The sequence below is a fragment of the Streptomyces sp. NPDC028928 genome (assembly GCF_055564915.1).
In genome coordinates, this window is the sequence record NZ_JBVHVI010000015.1 from 232,050 (window position 1) to 250,230 (window position 18,181).

Consider the following 18,181-nt stretch of genomic DNA (forward strand, 5'->3'; position numbering starts at 1 on the left):
CCGTGCCGCCGGCTGGATAGGGTGGGGTACGACGGAGCAGGAACCTGTACGAGGAGCGGCTGATGAGCGCTGTGACCCCCGCTGGAGGCGACACCGCGGCGGGCCGCTCCTGGCCCGCCCTGCTGAACGGCCTGCTGGACGGCCGGGACCTGTCCGCCGACGACACCGCCTGGGCGATGGACCTGATCATGCGCGGGGAGGCGACCGACGCCCAGATCGCCGGGTTCATGGTGGCACTGCGGGCCAAGGGCGAGACGGTCCAGGAGATCACCGGACTCGTCCGGACCATGTACGCGCACGCGAACGTCATCGAGGTGCCCGGACCGGCCGTGGACATCGTCGGCACCGGCGGCGACGGCGCCAAGACGGTGAACATCTCCACCATGTCCTCGATCGTCGTCGCCGGCACGGGCGCGAAGGTCGTCAAGCACGGCAACCGCGCCGCGTCCTCCGCCTCCGGCTCCTCCGACGTCCTGGAGAAGCTCGGGATCAACCTGAACCTGACCCCGCAGCGGGTCGCCGAGGTCGCCGAGGAAGCCGGCATCACCATCTGCTTCGCGGTCCGGTTCCACCCGTCCCTGCGCCATGTGGCCCCGGCCCGCGCCCAGTTGGGCATCCGGACCACCTTCAACGTGCTGGGCCCGCTCACCAACCCGGCCCAGGTGCGGGCGCAGGCCGTCGGGGTGGCGGACCCCCGGATGGCGCCGATCGTCGCCGGTGTCCTCGCCGAGCGGGGCAACTCCGCGCTGGTCTTCCGGGGCGAGGACGGCCTGGACGAGCTGACCGTCACGGCGCCCTCCCGGGTGTGGGTGGTGCGGGACGGCAAGGTGACGGAGGAGACCTTCGACCCGCGGGACGTCGGCATCGGCCTCGTCCCCGTGGACGCCCTGCGCGGCGCCGACGCCTCCTACAACGCGGAGGTCGCCCGGCGGCTGCTGGACGGCGAGATGGGCGCCGTACGGGACGCCGTGCTGCTGAACTCGGCGGCGGCGCTGGTGGCCCTCCAGCCGACGGACGCGCCGCTCGCCGAGCAGCTCCGGGCCGGCATGGCGAAGGCCGCCGAGTCGATCGACTCGGGCGCCGCGAAGCGCACCCTGGACCGCTGGGTGGCCGTCAGCAACGCCTAGCGGGTTTCACCCGTCGTCGTCCCGCGATCCGGACACCGGGTTGCGGGGCGACGATCACATCGCGTACGTTCCTGTACCAGGTCATGAGTGACAGTCATGAGGCCCCGGCCGACTGTCCGGCAACCCTCCGTCCGTGGCGGGGTGCCCCGGGTGAAGACCAGGCCGTGCACAGCAAGGTGTACGGCAAGCGCGGATCCCTCACGAACCCAGGGATCCTGGTCGTCGAGGAGTCTTCCGTGAGCAAGCGAATGCGTTAGGGCCGCAGAGCCCCGCCTCCGCACACCCTTTTCCTTCTTCTTCCTCTTCCTCTCACGGGAGTTCCGCCATGTCCGTCTCCAGCGCTGCCTCCGACCAGACCGTTTGCACCCCTCTGCCCGTTCTGGGGCGAGATGTCACTGTCCCGCTCGTCACCGGCGGCGAAGTCACCTACGCCGCACTCGACTACGCGGCCAGCGCCCCCGCCCTCCAGCGCGTCTGGGACGACGTCGCCGCGTACGCCCCGTACTACGGCAGCGTCCACCGCGGTGCCGGCTACCTCTCCCAGCTCTCCACGGACCTGTTCGAGAACGCGCGGAACACGGTCGCCGACTTCCTCGGCTGCCGGGCCACCGACCAGGTGGTCTTCACCCGCTCCACGACGGACTCCCTCAACCTCCTCGCCCGCGTGATCCCGGCCGACTGCCAGGTCTTCGTCTTCGAGACCGAGCACCACGCCTCCCTGCTGCCCTGGCAGGACGCGCGGGTCACCTACCTCGACGCCCCGCGCACCCCGCAGCAGGCCGTCCAGACGCTGGAGCGGGCCCTCGCCGACCGCGACCCCTACGGCCCGGCCCTGGTCTGCGTCACCGGCGCCTCCAACGTCACCGGCGAGCTGTGGCCGGTGCGGGAACTGGCCGCCGCCGCGCACGCCCACGGCGCCCGCATCGTCCTGGACGCCGCCCAGCTCGCCCCGCACCACCCGGTGTCCGTCACCGACCTCGACGTCGACTGGATCGCCTTCTCCGGCCACAAGCTGTACGCCCCCTTCGGCTCCGGCGTCCTGGCCGGCCGCGCCGACTGGCTCCAGGCGGCCGAGCCGTACCTCGCGGGCGGCGGCGCCAGCCGCAAGGTCACCCGGCGCGAGGACGGGGGAGTGGCCGTCGAGTGGCACGAGACCGCGGCCCGCCACGAGGCCGGCTCCCCGAACGTCATCGGCGCCTACGCCATCGCGTCGGCCTGCAAGGCCCTGACCGAGGCGGGCTGGGACACCCTGGTGGCCCGCGAACAGCAGCTCGTCCGCGCGGTCCGCGAGGGCCTCGCCGAGGTCCCCGAGGTGAAGATCCTCTCCCTCTTCGGCGACGACGCCCCGCGGGTCGGCGTCCTCTCCTTCGTCGTCGAGGGCTGGAACAGCTCCCACTTCGCCGCCGCCCTCTCCGCCGAGTACGGCATCGGCGTCCGCGACGGCCTCTTCTGCGCCCACCCCCTGGTCCGCACCCTCCTCGGCAGCGACCCCCAGACCCAGGGCGAGTGCGGCGCCCCCGACGCGGCACCCGGCGAGAAGTCCCTCAACGCCATCCGCGTCAGCTTCGGCGCCGGCACCCCCGACGAACACGTCGAGCGCTTCGTCAGCGCCGTCAAGGAACTGGTGGCGGAGGGCGCGAAGTGGACGTACAGGACGGAGGACGGCCGCTGCGTGCCGGCGGTGTGATGCGGCGCCCCGCACCCGTCCGACGCTGAGGCGCATATAACCTCCCCCTGACGACACGTTGGACAGGGGGACCCGGAGTGCAGCCGCTGCGCGCAGCAGACCCGCGCCACATCGGCCCGTATACAGTCATGCACAGACTCGGCGCGGGCGGCATGGGCGAGGTCTACCTCGCCGCGTCCCGCACGGGCCTCAGACTCGCGGTGAAGGTGGTGCGGGCCGAGCACGCCGAGGACCGTACCTTCCGCGCCCGCTTCCGCCACGAGGTCCGCGCCGCCCAGACCGTCGGCGGCGCGGGCACGTACACCGCACGGGTCGTGGACGCCGACACCGAGGCCGAACGGCCCTGGATGGCGACGGAGTTCGTGCCGGGCCCCAATCTGCGGGACGCCGTCCTGGACCACGGCGCGCTGCCCGGGCCCGCGGTGCGGATCCTCGCCGCCGCACTCGGCGAGGCGCTGGCCGCCATCCATGCCAAGGGCCTGGTCCACCGGGACCTGAAACCGTCGAACATCCTGCTCGGCCCGGACGGGCCCCGGGTCATCGACTTCGGGATCGTGCGGGCCCTGGAGGCCACCGCGCTGACCCGCACCGGCGCGGTCGTCGGCTCGGTCGGCTACGTCTCTCCGGAGCAGATCCGCAACGGGGGCCAGGTCGGCCCGCCGAGCGACGTCTTCTCCCTCGGCGCGGTCCTCGCCTACGCGGCGGGCGGCCGGGAACCCTTCGGCGAGGGGCAGGACTCGGTGGTCCTGCTGCGCATCCTGACTCGTGACGTCGACCTGTCCGGCGTCCCGGAGGACATCCGTCCGCTGGTGGCGGCCTGCCTGCGCGAGGACCCGCTGGAGCGCCCGGAACCGGCCGAGGTGGTGGCGAGCGCCGGCTTCACCCCGAAGACCCTGCGCACGGCCGTCCGCCCGGACTGGTACGGCCCGGCCGCGCGGCCCCGCCCGACCCCCGACGACCGCCCCAGCGGAGTGGAGTACCTGGCCCCCGCCCCCGCCGCCTCGACCTCCGCCCCCACCAGTTCGCCCGCTCCCACGACCCCGACCCCTGCTTCTGCCGCCTCGGCTCCTGCCTCTGCCGGCTCGACCTCCGCCCCCACCAGTTCCGGCTCGCCCGCTCCCACGACCCCGACCCCTGCCTCCGCCGCCTCGGCTCCTGCTTCTGCCGCCTCGGCTTCTGCTCCCGTCGGCCCGACTCCTGCCTCGGCCGCCTCGGCTTCTGCTTCCGTCGGCCCGACTGCCTCCGCCGCCTCGGCTCCTGCCTCCGTCGGCCCGACTGCCCCCGCCGCCTCGGCTTCTGCTTCCGCCGGCCCGACCCCTGCCTCCGCCGCCTCGGCTCCTGCCTCCGTCGGCGCGATCCCCGCGCCCGTCGGCCGCACCAGTCCCGGTTCACCCGCTCCCGCTCCCGCCCCCGTCCCCGCCTCCGCGACCCCGACACCCGCCCCCGCAGGTCCCACCAGTCCCGGTTCACCCGCTTCCGGCCGCCGCCTCGGGCCCGTCGCCCCCGGCCGCCGTCGTCTGCTGAAGGCCATCGCCGGCGGAGCCGTCGCCGTGGCCGGCGCGGGTGTCGGCGGCTGGCTGCTGGAGCGGGGAGTCGGTACCGAGAGCCTGCACGGCAGCTACCGCTCACCCGAGGGATCGTCCCCCGGCGTGGCGGCGAGCCAGGGCGCGGACCGGCCCGCGGTGCTGCGCTGGAGTTACGACCTCGGCGGCATCGGCGGCCTGGACGGGGCGTGCTGCGCGCTCTCCCCGGACGGCTCCGTCGTCTACGCCGGCACCTCCGGCGGCGTCCTGCACGCGGTCTCCCGGGACGGCTCCAAGCGCTGGAAGGTCCGGCTCGGCGACGACGTCTCCACCCCCGTGGCCACCCGGGACGCCGTGTACTGCGTGGTCGGGTTCGACGCCGACGACGAGCGCAGGCTGACCGCGGTGAGCCCGTCCGGCAGCCCGCTGTGGACCCGCACCCTCGGTGACCGGGGGTACGCCGTCCCCGTCCTGCTCGGCTCGGACGTGCTCGTCTCCGTCGGCGGCACGGACGCGGGCGGGCTGCGCCGCTACGCCTCTGACGGCAGCGAGAAGTGGACCGCCAGGACCCCGGCCGGCCCCACCGGCACGCCGATCGTCGCGGGCGAGGTGATCTACACCGGCAGCTACGGCGACGCCCTGCTGGCGCTGGACGCGCGGGACGGTTCACGCAAGTGGCAGGTGTCCGCGGGCACCGACGTCACGGCCGTCGCCCTCGCGGGCACCACCCTGTTCGCGGACTCCGCCGCCGAACGCCAGGGCCTGCGCGTCTCGGACGGCCGGCGTCTGTGGCGCAGGGAGGCCGACACGGGTTCGTTGAGCGCGGGCAGCCGCGCACTGGCCGTCGGCGCGGAACAGGGCACCGTGTACGCCGTGCGGGCGGCCGACGGCTCCCGCGCCTGGGCGTACGACATCAAAGGGAGCACGGCCGAGCCGCGGGCGGTCGTGGCCGGCGAGACCGTGTACGTCCGCGCGGGTGACCGGGTCTGGGCGCTGGACCTGGGCGGGAAGAAGCGCTGGAGCGCGGCCCTCGGCCGTGCCGCGGGCGACGACCAGCACACCCCGCTCGTCCACGCCGGCCGCCTCTACGTCCCCTCCGGCACCGGCATCGCGGCGGTGCAGATCAGCGGCCAGGGGGTGTCTTCCCCCTAGTTGTCGAGGCCGATCGCGAAGGCGGCCTCCAGGTCGTGCTGGGAGTAGGTGCGGAAGGCGACGTGCGTGTCCGTGGCCTCCACGCCGGGGATCTTGCTGATCCGGCCCGGGATGACCTCGGCGAGGTCCTCGTGCTGGCGGACCCGGACCATGGCGATCAGGTCGTAGGTGCCGGTGACCGAGAAGACCTCGCTGACGCTGTCGAGCGCGGCGATCCGCTCCGCGATCTCGGGGATCCGGTCCACGCTGGTCTTGATCAGGACGATCGCGGTGATCACGGCTGTTTCTCTCCCTCGGTGACCGGAGCTGGGGCGGCCTTCACTCTAGTCCCACGGCCGTACCGCACCCACGCGTAACCGAACCCGAGACCGAACCCCACCAGGTGTGCCAGATACGCCACCCCGGGCCCGTCCGAGGCCTGCCCCGCCGCCAGCCACTGCAGGGCCGCCCAGAGCGGCAGCACCACCCACGCGGGGAAGCGCAGCGGCAGGAAGAACAGGAACGGGAGGAGACTGGTCACGCGCGCGTGGGGGAACAGGTAGAGGAACGCCCCGAGGACCGCCGAGACCGCCCCGGAGGCGCCCACCAGCGACTGCTCGGACGTGGCGTTGGCCGCCGCGTACCCCAGCAGCGCGAGGTAGCCGCAGCCCACGTAGAAGAGGGTGAACTCCACCCGGCCCATCCGCTCCTCGGTCATCGCCCCGAAGACGAAGAGGAAGAGCATGTTGCCGAGCAGGTGCACCCAGCTGCCGTGCACGAACAGCGCGGTGGCCGGGGTGAGCGCCGCCCCGGCGGGTCCGTCGAACAGCTCGGCCGGGACCACGCCCCAGTGCCGGAAGTACGTCCGCTGCGCGGCGAGCAGCGCGTCCCCGGAGCCGTGTCCGGGGACCAGCCCGGAGGCCGGGCCGAGCGCGAAGATCAGGGTGCACAGGGCGATGAGGCCGTACGTCATCGGGGCCGAGGTGCCCCGGACCGCTCCGAGTGTCCTGCCGGCCGCCCTGCTCCAGGTGCTGATCATGACTACAGAGCATGACGTAACGGGACGCAAGCTGACAGACCGCCTCGCCGCCGTGAACGGACGGGCGGCGAGTCCCCGGCAGGCCGTAGGGTTACGAGCCACACGCGTCGGGGGACGGCGCGGACCGACACGAGAAGGAAGAGAACAGTCACCATGACGGTTCCCCTGCCGACGGCCACGACACGATGGCGCTGCACCCTGTGCGGCAACCTCACCCGGTTCGACGTCACCCGCTCGTCGAAGGTCGTCGAGTACGTCCACCTCGACCTGGCCGGTGAGCCGAAGGTGGAGGAGCGCGAGGTGGTCAGTGAGACCATCGAATCGGTGCGCTGCCGCTGGTGCAACGCGGTGGACCAGGTGGAACTCGTGGACAGGCCGGGCGCCGGCTCCTGAGCGGAGCGGCCCCCGGAGAGGCTTTTTCCGGTATTGGGGTGTGACGGATGGTGGAGACCGCAGGCGGGGGGCCGGGCGACGGCACCGCTGAGGTGCTTGACCGTCCGCTGCCCGACGGCGTGCGCCGGCGCGTCGTCCAGATCGTGTCGGACGGCTTCGGCGGGCTGACCGTGGCGGAACTGCCCGCCCAGCTGAGGCAGTACGCCCGGTTCGCCCCCAATCGCCGGGCGAAGTTCGCCGGGAACGCGATGGCGGCGGCGCTGGAGACCGATCCGCTGTTCCGGCAGCGGATCGGGGAGAAGTTCAGAGAGGCCCAGCCGGAACTCTCCGGCGCCCTCGACTCCGGCTCCCCGCCCCCGGCCGCGGACCCGCTCGACGTGGCGGCTGCGGCCTACGTACTGCGCCCGGCGGGCTGGGTGAAGCTGGTCACCGCGGCCGGCGAGGAGGCCCAGCGCGCGGACGCCGAGCGCGCCGACGAGGAGAGCCGGGCCGAACTGGAGCGGCTGCGGGCGGAGCTGGCGCAGGCCCGGGAGCACACCCGCGCCGAGACCGAACGTCTGCGCACGGAGCTGGAGTCGGCCCGGAAGGAAGCGGAATCGCTTCACCGGAAGCTGCGTGCCGCGCTCAGTGACGTCAAGCGGGGCGAGGCCGCGCTGCGCAAGGCGCAGGGCGAGATGGACGCCGTGCGCACCGAGGCGCAGGCCCAGGTGTCGGCCGCGGAGAGCGAGGCCCGCCGGCTCAAGTCCCGCCTGGGCGAGGCCGAGGCCGCGCTGGAGGCCACCCGCCGTGCCGCGCGTGAGGGCCGCAGCGTGGAGGACATGCGGGTACGGCTGCTGCTCGACACCCTGCTGGACGCGACCCAGGGTCTCAGGCGTGAACTCGCCCTGCCCCCGGTGTCGGTGCGTCCGGCCGAGACGGTGGACGCGGTCGAACCGGGCCGGATGACACCGAAGGACATCGCCGCCCGCGCGCTGTCCGAGGACGATCCGGCCATCCTCGATCAGCTGCTGGCGCTGCCGCAGGCGCATCTGGTCGTCGACGGCTACAACGTGACCAAGACCGGCTATCCGCAGATGCCGCTGGAGAAGCAGCGGCTGAGGCTGCTGGGCCAGCTGTCGGCGCTCGCCGCGCAGACCGGGGCCGAGGTGACGTGTGTCTTCGACGGCGCCGAACTCGCCGCGCCGGTGCTGCTCGCGCCGCCGCGCGGGGTGCGGGTGCTGTTCTCCAAGCCGGGCGTGACGGCCGACGAGCTGATCCGTCAACTGGTGCGCGCGGAGCCGCCGGGACGTCCGGTCATCGTCGCCTCCACCGACCGGGAGGTCGCCGACGGGGTCGCGAGGGCGGGTGCCCGACCGGTGGCCTCTGCGGTACTTCTGAAGCGACTGTCCTGAAGGTCCAACGGGCGTAGGCAATGCCCGAATTGGCCGCTTCCTCACGCAGCGCAGTGTCAGTCACGCATCACTGCATGTGAGTTGTGTGCAAAGAATGCATTGCGTGACGGGAATTTTTGGTGTGAGGATTTGAATGATCACAACTACATCACTAGGGTCTGGGCTCGAACCTCCGAACGGGTGATCACTCACAAGAAGGAGTTCGTCCTCCGTGGCGTCCCACCGTCGACCCAAGCAGCCGAGCCGCACCCGTGTGACCGTGCTCACCACCGCTGCCGCAGCTGCCGTCGCGCTCAGCGCCAACGCCGCCAACGCCGCGCCGAGCGAGAAGCTCAGCAAGGACGAGGTCAAGGCCAAGGTCGACAAGCTCTACGAGCAGGCCGAGCAGGCGACCGAGAAGTACAACGGCGCCAAGGAGAAGCAGCAGAAGCTGCAGAAGGAAATCTCCACGATCCAGGACAACGTCGCCCGCGGCCAGGAGGAGCTGAACAAGCTGCGCGACGGCCTGGGTTCGCTGGCCACCGCCCAGTACCGCTCCGGCGGCATCGACGCCTCGGTCCAGCTCTTCCTCTCCTCCGACCCGGACGACTACCTCGACAAGGCGTCCACGCTCGACCAGTTGAGCAGCCAGCAGGTCGACGCGCTGAAGAAGATCCAGGACAAACAGCGCGAACTCGCCCAGGAGCGGGCCGAGGCCACCGAGAAACTCAAGGACCTCTCCGCCACCCGCACCGAACTGGGCAACAAGAAGAAGGAAGTCCAGAGCAAGCTCGCCGAGGCGCAGAAGCTCCTGAACACCCTCACCGCCAAGGAGAAGGCGGAACTCGCCGAGAAGGAGCAGCGCGCCAACCGCTCCTCCACCGAGCGCGTGGACCTCGGCGACGCCCCGCCGGCCTCCAACCGCGCCCAGGCGGCCTTCGCCGCCGCCCAGACCCGGCTCGGCTCGCCCTACGTCTACGGCGCCACCGGCCCCTCCTCCTTCGACTGCTCGGGCCTGACCTCCTGGGCCTACGCCCAGGCCGGCGTCTCCATCCCGCGCACCTCCGAGGCGCAGTCGCAGATCGGTACGAGGATCACTTCGGTCAACGACTTGAAGGTCGGCGACCTGGTCTTCTTCTTCAACGACCTGCACCACGTCGGCCTCTACGCGGGCAACGGCCAGGTCCTGCACGCCCCGCGCACCGGCACGGTGGTTCGTTACGAGTCCATGAGTACGATCGGCGGCCCGTTCATGTGGGGCGTCCGGGTCTGACCCACGGCACCCCGCGGACACGGCACACGGGGCCGGTACACGGACCGACACACGGACACGGTGGCGCCCGAACGGGCGAATCCCCGGGACCCGAACTGACTCCACGCCCCGCCGGTGACCTGCGTCAGCGGCGGGGCGTCAGTCTGCGTTGACTCCGAGGTCTTTGGTCCGGGCCGGTCCGCACGGCTACTGTCTGCCGCGTTTCCCCGGCGCCGGGGCCTCCCCGTCCCCAGGCGCCGGGGCAACGGTCTTCGTCCGCCAGCAGAAGGACTGCCGTGGGGTCCCATCGCCGCCTTGCACCGTCCGGATTCGACCGGGGCGCCCTCGCCCTGTGCGTGCTGTCGGCCGCGGCCGCGCTCGGCGCCGTACCGGCGCAGGCCGCGCCGGGCGCCGACACCCGGGCCGAGGTGGACCGCCTGTACGAGGAGGCCGAGAAGGCGACCCAGGCCTACGACAAGGCCGACGAGCGCGCCGGCCTGCTGCGCCGGGAGGTCCGCGACACACAGGACCACATCGCCCGGCAGCAGCAGCGCGTCAACGAGCTGCGCGAGCAGCTCGGTTCACTGGCGGGCGCCCAGTACCGCTCCGGCGGCATCGATCCGGCGGTCGCCCTGCTCTTCTCCGCCGACCCGGACGACTACCTGGACAAGGCGTCCACCCTCGACCGCATCGGCGCCCGGCAGGCCGGCCGGCTCAGGGAGTTGCAGTCCGTGCTGCGCGAACTCGCCCAGGAGCGCGCGGAGGCGGCCGGCACCCTCGCCGAGCTGGAGCGCAGCCGCAAGGCCGTGGCCGCGCACAAGCGGACCGTGGAGCAGAAGCTCGCGCGGGCCCGGCAGCTGATCAACGCCCTGCCGGCCGGCGAACGCGCCGCCTACGACCGGGCCTCCCGGGGCAGCCGCGCGGACCTGCCCGAGCCGACCGGCGCCGCCGCCCCCGAAGGCCGCGCCGCCGCCGCCCTGGCCGCCGCCCGCTCGGCCCTCGGCCGCCCCTACGTGTGGGGCGCCAACGGCCCCTCCGGGTTCGACTGTTCGGGCCTGATGCAGTGGGCGTACGCGCACGCCGGTCTCCATCTGCCGCGCACCTCGCAGGAGCAGCGGTTCGCCGGCCGGCAGGTCCCGCTCTCCCAGGCCCGTCCCGGCGACCTGGTCGTCTACCGCTCCGACGCCAGCCATGTGGCGATGTACGCGGGCAACGGCCAGGTCATCCACGCCCCCTATCCCGGCGCCCCGGTGCGCTACGACCCGGTCGGGATGATGCCGGTCTCCTCGGTCACCCGGCCCTGACCGCGCTCGGCGCCGTACGATCGGCGCGTGGCTGGTCGCAGGCGGGCGTGGAGCATCGGAGCCGTGGGGCTCGGTCTGCTGCTGCCGCTGACCGGGTGCGACCGGCCGACGGCGGCCGACTCCGCGCGCGCCGAGGTGCAGCAGGTCCTCGACCGGCGCGCGGCGGCCCTGCTCGGCCACGACGAGACGGCCTACGGCACGACCGGCGCCCGCACCGAGTACACCCGGCTGCGCGCGCTCCCGCTGGCCTCCTGGAGCTACAAGGTCGGTGCCCTGCGCCGTACCGCCTCCGGCGCCACCGCCGACGCCGAGCTGCGCTACCGGGTCGCCGGCTACGACCGGGCCCCCGTCGGCACCCGCCGCACCCTCACCCTGGGCCGCACCGCCGACGGCCGCTGGTACGTCACCGCCGACAAGCCCGCCGAGGAGGCCGGGCAGCAGCTGTGGGACCAGGGCACGGTGACCGCCGTCAAGGGCGCGCGCAGCCTGGTGCTCGGCACCGGGGGCTCCGCCGCCGATCTGCGGACGTACGCCCGGCTGGCCGACCGGGCGGTCCCGGCCGTCTCCGGGGCCTGGGGCACCGACTGGAGCCGCCGGGTCGTCGTACTGGTCCCGCGGTCCCTGGCGGGCATGGCGTCCCTGCTGGGCTCGCCCGCCGCCGACTACCGGGGCATCGCCGCCGTCACCACCGGCGAGACGGGCGGGCCGGGCCGGGCGCCGGCGGACCGGGTGGTGGTCAACCCGGAGGCGTACGCCCTGCTCGGCGACGCCGGCAAGCAGGTCGTCCTCACCCATGAGACGACCCATGTCGCCACCCGGGCACGCACCACCGCCGCCACCCCGCTGTGGCTCTCCGAGGGCTACGCCGACTGGATCGGCTACCTCGGCACCGGCCGCACCCCGGCCGAGGCCGCCCCGGAACTCGCCCGTGCCGTCCGGGACGGCGAGGTGCCCGAGGCGCTCCCCGCCGACGAGGACTTCGGCTTCACCCGCGAGCCGGTGAAGCTGGCGCGGGCCTACGAGGGCGGCTGGCTGGCCTGCCGGATGATCGCCGACCGGTGGGGCGCCGCCCGGCTCGGCGCCTTCTACCGGTCCGTGGGCGCCCACCCGGAACGGGCGGGCGCGGTCGAGGAGGCCCTGCGGGAGGTGCTCGGGACGACACCGCGGGAGTTCACCGCCCGCTGGCGCGACTACGTCACGACCCAGCTCGGCTGAGCACCTCGATGGCCTCCCGCAGCCATTCCCGCTCGGCCTGCCCGGTGGCCCGGGCCACCCGCAGCATGCCCGCGCGGAACAGGTCCCCGGCCTCCTCCGCCCGCATCGGCTCGCCCTTGCGGTAGAAGAAGCTCGCCGGGGTCTCGAGGAACTCCAGGCGGCGGCGGAGCACGGCGGCCTGCTCGGCGGGGTCGTCCAGGTGCCGCAGGAAGGCCAGGACCGTGTTGAAGCGGACGTGGTCGGTGATCTCCGCCTGCTTCGGGTCGCGGAGCCGCTCGCGCAGCTCCGCGCGGCCCTTCGCGGTCAGGGACAGCACCCGGCGCGGGGCGGCGCTCACGCCGTCCTCGGTGCGCTGGTCGAGCAGGCCGGCGGCGACGAGGCGGTTGATGGCCGGGTACAGCGCGCCGTCGCTGACCGGGCGGACATGCCCGCTCAGTGCGCGGATGCGGTCCTTCAGTTCATAGCCGTGCAGTGGCTCCTCGGCGAGGAAGCCCAGGATCGACAGCTCCAGCACGTGCGTTCCTCCTTGCGGCTCTCCGGCCTCCATGCTACCTCTTATCGAGCTACCTCGAACCGAGGTAGCTCGATAAGAGGGCCTCGACAAGAGGGTCTCCCTGCCGAGGAGCCGGACCGTGAACGCCCACCGCAGGCAGCTCATCGCGCTCGCCCACCCCGTCTATCTCTCGCTGCTCGCCTCCGTCGCCTCCGGGATCATCAACACCGTCTGGGTCTCCCGGCTCGGCGGTGCCGCCGTCGCCGCCGTGGCCGTCGCGACCAACACCGAGAACGTGCTGCTCGGCGTCGCCCTCGTCTTCGCCTCCGGTACGACCGTGCTGGTGGCGCACGCCCGCGGAGCCCGCGACCCGGCCGCCGTACGGGCCGCCGTACGCGGGGGCTGGGCGCTGTGCGCGCTGGTCACGCCCGTGGTCGCGGTGGGCGGCTTCCTGCTGCGCGAGCCGCTGGCCGGCCTGGTGCTCGGCGGCGGCGGCCCGGCGGCCGTGCGCCTCGCCACCGCGTACTTCGCGCTCTCCCTGCCCGGCATGGCCGTCTTCTTCGTCCAGCAGCTCGTCGACGGCATCCTCAAGGGCACCGGCGACACCCGCACCCCGATGCGTCTCGCCCTGCTGGCCAACGGGCTGATCCTGGTCTGCGACCCCGTCCTCATCCACCTCTACGGCGTCCCCGGTGCCGCCGCCTCCACCGTGCTGTGCCGTGCCGCCGCCCTCGCCCTCGGCCTGCGCGCCCTGCGCCGCACCGCCCTGCTGCGCACGGCCGCCCGGACCCGGCCCGCCGCACCCCTCCCGGCCGCCCTGCGCCGCACCCTCGCCACCGGGCTGCCCATGTCCGCCGACTTCACCGTGCGGCAGGGCGGCGCCCTGGTGCTGGTGGCCATCGTGGCCCGGCTCGGCGTCACCGCGGTGGCCGCCTACTCCATCGCCTACAAGGTCATGTACCTCGCCACCATGGCCTTCTACGCGGTGCGGCAGGCCGCCGCCATCCACACCGCGCACATCCGGGGCTCGGGCGGGGACGCCCGCCGGGACATCGGCCGGCAGGCGGTGCTCGTCGCCGGGACCGCGGGCCTCACGGCCGCCGCGCTGTTCGCCGTCACCGCCCCCTGGATCATGGCCGCCTTCGGCGCCGGCCCGGAGGTCGCCCACCAGGGCGTGCTCTTCCTCCGCTGCATCGGCCCCTACCTGCTGCTGATGGCCTGCTTCATCGCGCTCGGCGGGGTCTTCGAGGGCAGCGGGGGAGCGCCCGCGCTGCTGCGGGTCACCCTGCTCGGCACCGCCGTCCAGCTGTCCCTGGCCCACGCGCTCTCCGGCCTCGGCCTGCCCGGCGTCTGCCTGGCGCTGGCGCTCGCGATGGCCGTGCAGTGCGCGGCCGTGGCGGCGCTGCTGCGGCGGGCCCGGCGTCAGGAGGAGACCGGGGTCTCCTTCGCGCGGGCGGCCTGAGGCGGGAAGGGGGAGGACGCGGCCCGCGGGACGGTCGCCCGCCACAGCCGGCGGGCCGCCGTGACCGTGGCCGCGACCAGCAGACCGTTGCGCACCACCAGCAGCGTCACGCCGTACCAGTCGCTCAGCACCACGTGCGAGAAGCCCAGCGGGAACTCCAGGACCGTCACGAAGGACGCGAGGACGACCAGCAGCGCGGGCGCCCCCATCCGGCTCGCCCGGTGCGTCAGGCACACCGCGGCCAGGCCGACCAGCCACACCAGGTACTGCGGGCTGATCACCCGGCTGGTCACCGTGAACAGCAGCACCGCCGTCAGTGCCGCGTCGGCGAGGGCGGGCGGCTCGAAGCGGGCCGCGCGCAGCCGCCACAGCAGCAGCCAGCCGAACGCGGCCCCGGTCAGCGCCAGCGCGGCCGTGCTGACCTGGTCCACATACGGGCCCAGGAACTCGATCGACCCGTAGTTCAGCAGCACCTCGCCCCGCCAGCCGTAGTGCCGGCCCACGTGGAAGACCAGGGCGCCCAGCGACTCCACCTCGGTGCCCCGGTCCCGCTGGAAAGTCAGGAACGCGAACGCGCCCGGCATGGACACCGTGAACAGCAGTGCCACGCCCGCCGCGGTCACCACCGCCGACGCCCACGCCCGCCGCCGCACGGCACCGACCAGCAGCAGCGCCGGCCACACCTTCAGCAGCGCCCCCACCGCCGCCAGCGCGCCCATCACCCGCGGGCGCCGGGCGCCGGCGAGCAGCGCCGCCACGGCCACCGCGGTCACCATCACGTCGTAACGGGCGTACACCGTCGGCCCCAGCAGCGGCACGCCCGCCACCCACACCCAGGCCCCGCGCGGCGACCGCCCGGGCCGCCGGCCCGCGTACACCAGCAGCGCCAGCACGGCGACGTCGGCGAGGCAGGCCAGCACGAAGAAGGCGTGCGCGTACGACAGGAAGGGCAGCACGGCGGGGGACAGGACCGGCAGTGCCGCGGCGGGCGGGTACTGCCAGGTCACGTCGTCCAGCGGAAACGTTCCTTGCCGCAGGACCTCGTACCAGCCGCGGTAGATCACCGACACGTCCGAGGTGACGTCGGGGCCCGGGAAGGTGTACACCCGGAAGACGAAGAGCAGCAGCACCACGCGTGTGACGCCCCAGGTCACGAGCAGCCAGGCCAGGGACCGCCCGGCACCCTTCGTCTCCACGTGATCCCCTGCCGTCCGATTCCCGGGTCGATTGCCGTGCCGTTCGAATCCGCTTCGAGCGACCATGATGTCCTGCGCGGCTGTGCGCATGCCACAGACTCGGCCGGGCCCGGCCGCGGACGGCCCATTCGGTAGGGTCGGCGGCGATGCACAAGACCCTGATCGTCACCAACGACTTCCCGCCCCGGCCGGGCGGCATCCAGGCCTTCCTGCACAACATGGCCCTCCGCCTGGACCCCGGCCGGCTGGTCGTCTACGCCTCCACCTGGAAGCGCGGCCGGGAGGGGGCCGAGGCCACCGCCGCCTTCGACGCCGAGCAGCCCTTCACCGTCGTACGCGACCGTACGACCATGCTGCTGCCCACCCCGCAGGCCACCCGGCGGGCGGTCGGGCTGCTCCGCGAGCACGGGTGCACGTCCGTGTGGTTCGGCGCGGCGGCCCCGCTCGGGCTGATGGCACCGGCGCTGCGCCGGGCCGGCGCCGAGCGGCTGGTGGCCACCACCCACGGCCACGAGGCCGGCTGGGCCCAGCTGCCCGCCGCCCGGCAGCTGCTGCGCCGGATCGGCGAGTCCACGGACACGATCACCTACCTCGGCGAGTACACCCGCTCCCGGATAGCGACCGCGCTCACCCCCCGGGCGGCCTCGCGGATGGTGCAGCTGCCGCCCGGGGTCGACGAGAAGACCTTCCACCCCGGCTCCGGCGGCGACGAGGTCCGCGCACGGCTCGGCCTGACCGACCGCCCGGTGGTCGTCTGCGTCTCCCGGCTGGTGCCGCGCAAGGGCCAGGACACGCTGATCCGGGCCATGCCCCGCATCCTCGCCGCCGAGCCGGACACGGTCCTGCTGATCGTCGGCGGCGGCCCGTACGAGAAGGACCTGCGCCGGATGGCGTACGAGACCGGCGTCGCCGACTCGGTCCGCTTCACCGGCTCCGTGCCCTGGTCCGAGCTGCCCGCCCACTACGGCGCCGGCGACGTCTTCGCCATGCCGTGCCGCACCCGCCGCGGCGGCCTGGACGTGGAGGGCCTCGGCATCGTCTACCTGGAGGCCTCCGCGACGGGCCTGCCGGTCGTCGCGGGCGACTCGGGCGGCGCCCCGGACGCGGTCCTGGAGGGCGAGACGGGCTGGGTGGTCCGGGGCGGCTCGGCCGAGCAGACGGCCGAGCGGATCACCGTCCTCCTCCAGGACCCCGGACTCCGCCGCCGCATGGGCGACCGGGGCCGGCAGTGGGTGGAGGAGAAGTGGCGCTGGGACCTGCTGGCGGAGAGGCTGAAGGCCTTGCTCTGAACCTTGCCGGCGCTCTAGGCGGAACCGAAAAATCCGCACATGCTGCGCATCATGACAGCAAACCTGATGCAGCGTCAGCTGACAAGACGTCACATCCTCGGTATGGCCGCACTGCAAACCGCCGCCGGCCTCGGATTCACCCGCATCGGCCTCCAGTCCGCCCGCGCGGCGGAACCCGCCGCCGCCGACAACGCCCCGGCGATCGTCGTCGGCTCCGGCTACGGCGGCGCGGTCGCCGCCCTCCGCCTCGGCCAGGCCGGCATCCGCACCCTCGTCCTGGAGATGGGCGGGCTCTGGAACACCGCCGGCCCCGACGGCAAGGTCTTCTGCTCCACCACCGCCCCCGACCAGCGCTCCATGTGGTTCCGCGCCCGCACCGAGGCCCCGCTCGCCACCTTCCTCTGGCTGGACGTGGTCAACAAGGCCATCACCCCCTACCCGGGAGTCCTGGACCGGGTGCACTACGACCACATGTCCGTCTACGTCGGCCGGGGCGTCGGCGGCGGCTCCCTGGTCAACGGCGGCATGGCCGTCACACCGCCCCGCTCCTACTTCGCCGAGCAGTTCCCGGCCGTCGACGCCGACGCCATGTACGGCACGTACTTCCCGCGCGCCCGCGCCATGCTCGGCGTCAACTCCGTCGACCCCGCCTGGTTCGAGTCGACCGAGTGGTACCAGTTCACCCGGACCTCACGGAAGGCCGCCGCCAACGCCGGCCTGAGGACCACCTTCGTGCCGAACGTCTACGACTTCGGCCACATGCGGCGCGAGGCCGCCGGCACCGCCACCAGGTCCGCGCTCGCCGGCGAGGTCATCTACGGCAACAACCACGGCAAGCGCAGCCTCGACAAGACCTACCTGGCCGCCGCCCTCGGCACCGGCAACGTCACCATCCACACCCTGGAGAAGGTCACCTCGGTCAGCCGGGCGGGCGACGGGTCGTACGTCCTGACCGCCGACCGGATCGACGGCACCGGCGCGGTCGTGGAGCGCAAACAGTACGGCTGCACCTACCTGTTCCTGGCCGGCGGCAGCCTCGGCACCACCGAACTTCTCGTCCGCGCCCGGGACACCGGCACCCTGCCCGACCTCGCCCCCGCCGTCGGCGCCGGCTGGGGTACCAACGGCAACACCATGCTCGGCCGCGCCAACCACATGTGGGACACCGTCGGCGCCCACCAGGCCACCATGCCCGTCATGGGCATCGACGACTGGGCCAACCCCGACAACCCGGTCTTCGCGGAGATCGCCCCGCTGCCCATGGGCTTCGAGCACTGGATCAGCCTGTACCTCGCGATCACCAGAAACCCCGAGCGGGCGTCGTTCTCGTACGATTCCTCGTCCGGCGCGGTGAGACTCGGCTGGACCGCCGGCCAGAGCGCCGTGTCGGTCGCCATGGCCAAGAAGCTGTTCGACCGCGTCAACGCGGCCAACGCGACCATCTACCGGTACGACCTCTTCGGCTCGGCCGGCAAGGTCTTCGCCGACGACTTCACCTACCACCCGCTCGGCGGCTGCGTGCTGGGCCGAGCGACCGACGACTACGGCCGGGTGAAGGGGTACGCGAGGCTCTACGTCACCGACGGCTCCCTCGTGCCCGGCTCGATCGGCGTGAACCCCTTCGTCACCATCACCGCGCTCGCCGAACGCACGATGGCGCGGGTCCTCGCCGAGGACACCGCGCCATGACGCTCTTCCAG

General features: G+C 73.4%; 15 protein-coding genes and 1 riboswitch. Of the genes, 11 read left to right on the top strand and 4 right to left on the bottom strand.

Going from position 1 to position 18,181, the window contains the following annotated elements:
* The first annotated feature begins 62 nt into the window (after positions 1 to 62).
* The 3 genes from trpD (at position 63) to ACZ4U1_RS32520 (ending at position 5,489) form a co-directional block, all read left to right on the top strand.
* Positions 63 to 1,127, top strand: a complete 1,065-nt coding sequence (gene trpD / locus ACZ4U1_RS32510) for an anthranilate phosphoribosyltransferase (RefSeq protein WP_467907742.1) — start codon at positions 63 to 65, stop codon at positions 1,125 to 1,127.
* Between the two features lie 79 nt (positions 1,128 to 1,206).
* Positions 1,207 to 1,323: riboswitch (SAM riboswitch) on the top strand.
* A 129-nt stretch (positions 1,324 to 1,452) separates the two neighbouring features.
* Complete coding sequence (locus ACZ4U1_RS32515; RefSeq protein ID WP_467907743.1) at positions 1,453 to 2,814, top strand: aminotransferase class V-fold PLP-dependent enzyme; 1,362 nt, start codon at positions 1,453 to 1,455, stop codon at positions 2,812 to 2,814.
* 128 nt (positions 2,815 to 2,942) lie between these two features.
* A complete protein-coding gene (locus tag ACZ4U1_RS32520) occupies positions 2,943 to 5,489 on the top strand; it encodes a serine/threonine-protein kinase (protein WP_467907744.1) in 2,547 nt (848 codons plus the stop codon).
* Here the strand turns inward: ACZ4U1_RS32520 and ACZ4U1_RS32525 are convergent.
* A complete protein-coding gene (locus ACZ4U1_RS32525) occupies positions 5,486 to 5,767 on the bottom strand; it encodes an Lrp/AsnC family transcriptional regulator (RefSeq protein ID WP_356862017.1) in 282 nt (93 codons plus the stop codon). The two genes, ACZ4U1_RS32520 and ACZ4U1_RS32525, sit on opposite strands and share 4 nt — an antisense overlap.
* Positions 5,764 to 6,507 carry a rhomboid family intramembrane serine protease gene (locus ACZ4U1_RS32530; protein ID WP_467907745.1) on the bottom strand — a complete coding sequence of 248 codons (744 nt, stop codon included), beginning with the start codon at positions 6,505 to 6,507 and terminating at the stop codon, positions 5,764 to 5,766. Before ACZ4U1_RS32530 ends, ACZ4U1_RS32525 begins: the two co-directional genes overlap by 4 nt.
* 153 nt (positions 6,508 to 6,660) lie before the next feature.
* Here ACZ4U1_RS32530 and ACZ4U1_RS32535 point away from each other — a divergent pair, with 153 nt between their 5' ends.
* The 5 genes from ACZ4U1_RS32535 to ACZ4U1_RS32555 all read left to right on the top strand — a co-directional run bounded on the left by ACZ4U1_RS32535 (position 6,661) and on the right by ACZ4U1_RS32555 (position 12,041).
* Complete coding sequence (locus tag ACZ4U1_RS32535) at positions 6,661 to 6,900, top strand: hypothetical protein (protein ID WP_055541554.1); 240 nt, start codon at positions 6,661 to 6,663, stop codon at positions 6,898 to 6,900.
* A 47-nt stretch (positions 6,901 to 6,947) separates the two neighbouring features.
* Positions 6,948 to 8,291: an NYN domain-containing protein gene (locus ACZ4U1_RS32540; RefSeq protein WP_467907746.1), complete on the top strand. Its 1,344-nt coding sequence runs from the start codon at positions 6,948 to 6,950 to the stop codon at positions 8,289 to 8,291.
* 211 nt (positions 8,292 to 8,502) lie between these two features.
* Positions 8,503 to 9,543: a C40 family peptidase gene (locus tag ACZ4U1_RS32545; RefSeq protein ID WP_467907747.1), complete on the top strand. Its 1,041-nt coding sequence runs from the start codon at positions 8,503 to 8,505 to the stop codon at positions 9,541 to 9,543.
* A 275-nt stretch (positions 9,544 to 9,818) separates the two neighbouring features.
* Entirely contained in the window at positions 9,819 to 10,826 is a 1,008-nt protein-coding gene (locus tag ACZ4U1_RS32550) for a C40 family peptidase (RefSeq protein WP_467907748.1), read from the top strand.
* Positions 10,827 to 10,853: 27 nt separating this feature from the next.
* Positions 10,854 to 12,041 carry a hypothetical protein gene (locus ACZ4U1_RS32555; protein ID WP_467907749.1) on the top strand — a complete coding sequence of 396 codons (1,188 nt, stop codon included), beginning with the start codon at positions 10,854 to 10,856 and terminating at the stop codon, positions 12,039 to 12,041.
* Here the strand turns inward: ACZ4U1_RS32555 and ACZ4U1_RS32560 are convergent.
* Positions 12,022 to 12,555 carry a PadR family transcriptional regulator gene (locus ACZ4U1_RS32560; RefSeq protein WP_467907750.1) on the bottom strand — a complete coding sequence of 178 codons (534 nt, stop codon included), beginning with the start codon at positions 12,553 to 12,555 and terminating at the stop codon, positions 12,022 to 12,024. The two genes, ACZ4U1_RS32555 and ACZ4U1_RS32560, sit on opposite strands and share 20 nt — an antisense overlap.
* A 100-nt stretch (positions 12,556 to 12,655) precedes the next feature.
* On the opposite strand from ACZ4U1_RS32560, the gene ACZ4U1_RS32565 reads away from it, so the two are divergent.
* A complete protein-coding gene (locus ACZ4U1_RS32565) occupies positions 12,656 to 13,996 on the top strand; it encodes an MATE family efflux transporter (RefSeq protein ID WP_467907776.1) in 1,341 nt (446 codons plus the stop codon).
* Here the strand turns inward: ACZ4U1_RS32565 and ACZ4U1_RS32570 are convergent.
* The gene (locus ACZ4U1_RS32570; protein ID WP_467907751.1) at positions 13,957 to 15,192 is read right to left on the bottom strand and encodes a glycosyltransferase 87 family protein; all 1,236 of its coding nucleotides are present in this window, start codon (positions 15,190 to 15,192) and stop codon (positions 13,957 to 13,959) included. The two genes, ACZ4U1_RS32565 and ACZ4U1_RS32570, sit on opposite strands and share 40 nt — an antisense overlap.
* Positions 15,193 to 15,338: 146 nt before the next feature.
* Between ACZ4U1_RS32570 and ACZ4U1_RS32575 the strand changes: the two genes are divergently transcribed.
* Both ACZ4U1_RS32575 and ACZ4U1_RS32580 read left to right on the top strand, forming a co-directional pair.
* Positions 15,339 to 16,481, top strand: coding sequence for a glycosyltransferase family 4 protein (locus ACZ4U1_RS32575; RefSeq protein WP_467907752.1), 1,143 nt, complete (start codon positions 15,339 to 15,341; stop codon positions 16,479 to 16,481).
* Between the two features lie 66 nt (positions 16,482 to 16,547).
* Entirely contained in the window at positions 16,548 to 18,170 is a 1,623-nt protein-coding gene (locus ACZ4U1_RS32580; protein WP_467907777.1) for a GMC oxidoreductase, read from the top strand.
* Positions 18,171 to 18,181: the final 11 nt, after the last annotated feature.

Excerpts from the sequence above, each read along its gene's own strand:
- trpD (WP_467907742.1), top strand. The coding sequence starts at position 63 with ATGAGCGCTGTGACCCCCGCTGGAGGCGACACCGCGGCGGGCCGCTCC.
- ACZ4U1_RS32515 (WP_467907743.1), top strand. The coding sequence starts at position 1,453 with ATGTCCGTCTCCAGCGCTGCCTCCGACCAGACCGTTTGCACCCCTCTG.
- ACZ4U1_RS32520 (WP_467907744.1), top strand. The coding sequence starts at position 2,943 with ATGCACAGACTCGGCGCGGGCGGCATGGGCGAGGTCTACCTCGCCGCG.
- ACZ4U1_RS32530 (WP_467907745.1), bottom strand. The coding sequence starts at position 6,507 with ATGATCAGCACCTGGAGCAGGGCGGCCGGCAGGACACTCGGAGCGGTC.
- ACZ4U1_RS32535 (WP_055541554.1), top strand. The coding sequence starts at position 6,661 with ATGACGGTTCCCCTGCCGACGGCCACGACACGATGGCGCTGCACCCTG.
- ACZ4U1_RS32540 (WP_467907746.1), top strand. The coding sequence starts at position 6,948 with ATGGTGGAGACCGCAGGCGGGGGGCCGGGCGACGGCACCGCTGAGGTG.
- ACZ4U1_RS32575 (WP_467907752.1), top strand. The coding sequence starts at position 15,339 with ATGCACAAGACCCTGATCGTCACCAACGACTTCCCGCCCCGGCCGGGC.
- ACZ4U1_RS32580 (WP_467907777.1), top strand. The coding sequence starts at position 16,548 with ATGCAGCGTCAGCTGACAAGACGTCACATCCTCGGTATGGCCGCACTG.